The sequence below is a fragment of the Microcoleus sp. A006_D1 genome, assembly GCF_036702805.1.
Classification (GTDB): Bacteria; Cyanobacteriota; Cyanobacteriia; order Cyanobacteriales; family Microcoleaceae; genus Microcoleus.
Genome location: NZ_JAUBVZ010000035.1, coordinates 1 through 2464, shown reverse-complemented (window position 1 = coordinate 2464; position 2464 = coordinate 1). Strand labels below are relative to the sequence as shown.

General features: G+C 49.3%; 1 protein-coding gene and 2 pseudogenes. All 3 read right to left on the bottom strand.

The window, feature by feature from the left end:
* Window positions 1-1412: pseudogene (locus tag QUB68_RS29875) on the bottom strand (AAA family ATPase); the annotation flags it as partial.
* A gap of 156 nt (window positions 1413-1568) precedes the next feature.
* A complete protein-coding gene (locus QUB68_RS29870; RefSeq protein ID WP_332998552.1) occupies window positions 1569-1916 on the bottom strand; it encodes a hypothetical protein in 348 nt (115 codons plus the stop codon).
* 29 nt (window positions 1917-1945) lie between these two features.
* Window positions 1946-2464, bottom strand: a pseudogene (locus QUB68_RS29865) (ATP-binding protein); the annotation flags it as partial.

The window sequence follows — 2464 nt, the reverse complement described above, 5'->3', positions numbered from 1 at the left end:
AAGTCTACAAACATGGGAATGATAGTGCTCGGTAGCAAGCGCCCCAAGTTGTTGAGTAGGGAAGTTTTGCCCATGCGGCGCTGACCGTAGAGTAACAAAGGAGGGCGGCGGCGGTCTAGGAGTAATTGCTCGATGCGTGTGCCGATATCAGTACGCCCGGTGAAGATTTCCTGCTGTTCTGTCAGGGGTACGCCGATGATATAAGGGCTGTCGATTTCTTGGCGAAGTTCAACTGCTTCTGCTAGTTCTCGTATACGTTTGGTGACTATTTCCGACCAATGGGTAGCGATGGGGTGAAAACGAACAGAGTATTTATCGCTGCTGCGGGTGAATTCTCGTATTAAACTGTTTAATTTTTCTGCTACAGGACTGAGGGCTAAACGCTGGTTGTAAGGACTTTTCTGGTTGAGGGCTGCATCTACGTCTTGGCTGATAAGACTGAAGCTACTGAGTAGGAAGCTAACTGGACTTTTTAATTCGCCAATGGGTATACTGCGGTGAGCGTTACTGATGGCTCTTACATCTGTACAGTTTTCTAACTCCCTTGCATCTTGTTCAATTTGTACCGCTTGTGCTGCCCAACGCTGGCGGCTTGTACTTAAATAGTTGAGTGCAGCTTTGCCCTCTTCTGGATTACGGTCTATTACTAAGAGAACGTGCTTGTCTAAGCCTTGTAGGGGAAGGCGCTGCCACTCATCCCAAAAAGCAGAATGCCAACGTAAGAAACTGGGTTTAGTAGCTGTGCGTCCTTTGTCGAGTCGGTAGAGCAGAATATTCCATCCCGTGAGAAACGGATAGAGTAGCACAGGCAGCCATAAGTTGATAGTTATTCCGACGCCCGACGCCACGCCCGACGCCACGCCCGACGCCACGCCCGACGCCACGCCCGACGCCACGCCCAACGCCACGCCCGACGCCACGCCCGACGCCACGCCCCACGCCACGCCCCACGCCACGCCCCACGCCACGCCCGACGCCACGCCCGACGCCACGCCCGACGCCACGCCCGACGCCACGCCCGACGCCACGCCCGACGCCACGCCCCACGCCACGCCCCACGCCACGCCCCACGCCACGCCCCACGCCACGCCCCACGCCACGCCTGACGCAATCTTTTCTACTGGCGCACCTAGTAGCCAAAGCACTAAGGCAACAACAATTGAATTAGCTAGGACAGGCAAAACCAGGAATGCTTGTATTAGTAGCTTCCACAAAGCTGGATTTTGCCATCTTAAACGTCTTTTGCTGTTAGATTCGCGGTCTAAAGCAGGGTCAATACGCTTGAGATGATTTTGCCAAGCCGAGGGATGAAAGAAAAGCCAGAACAGCAGTTGCAGGCTACCCAGAATTAGGTTGGGATGCTGTTCTGGTGAATCGGTGTAGGCGTTGCGCGGCACATTTGGCGAGGTCATTTTGGTTGGGAATTTTTCATAGCTTACACATCAAGACCAAAGAAACCGGGTTTTTTACCTAATCTCCGGGCTGCGACGAACAATTTTCGTAAAAAAACCCGGTTTCTGACTATCCGTGCTTAAGCCCTATTTTGTCAGTTTTCTCAGCATGGGTATTCAGTACGATCCTTGCAGCGCTTCCCATTCTTTCAGAGGTAAAGCAGGTTCAAAGGGGTCATCGTAGCGATCGACCGTCCCTTGCAAGGGATAATGCAAAGTATGGATAATTGTCTGATTAACCCAACTAAGATAATTATTTAATTCTTGATAATCCTGCAATTCTTGTAATTCTTCGGAAGTGAGTTCAGCTACATTTCTTTTAGCGGTTAATATTCCAATTCGCTCCAGGAAAAACCTAGAAGCGCGAAATACCAGCACTCCTTGTGCTAACTCCACCCTAACAGCTCCTTCTCTTGGCAAAGTTTTGGGTAAACGCTCCAACTTTATCGGTAAATTAGTTGTCATAGTATCGCTCTAAAAATGTTAGTTTCAGTTTATTTAGATTGTAAATCAGCAAATGGTTTTAGTTGCTCTAACCCTTCTTCGCGCCAATTATCCCCAGTTTCCTCCTCTTCCAGACTAAATAATCGTTCTCGACAAAGGATTTGCAGCAGCAGAGGCCAGCATTTACTTTGATTCAAAATCCACTCAACATCCTCATCAGCAAAAGGTATGGGCGAACTGCCTATCAACTCCCGCGCCTCAGCTTCTGTCATAGCTCCCAGAGTTGTAGTATATCCAAAGATATTGAAAAAAGGCGAACTATGTCCCGTGCTGCTCGCTAATTCGATCGGCGATTCTGGAGTTGCCAAGACAAAGCCTAAATTTCCATTTGTTTGGTTAGTCGCCAAAGAGCGCAAACTCTCCCAAAACCCATCGTCTAATTCGGGACTGCGTTGCAATCCTGCGCCAATTTCATCTAATAGGATGACTGTAGGCTGATGTAAATTACGGCTAACCAGATCCATAAATCTATCCAAGTCGCAAGGATTAGGCACTGCCATTTTTAGGGA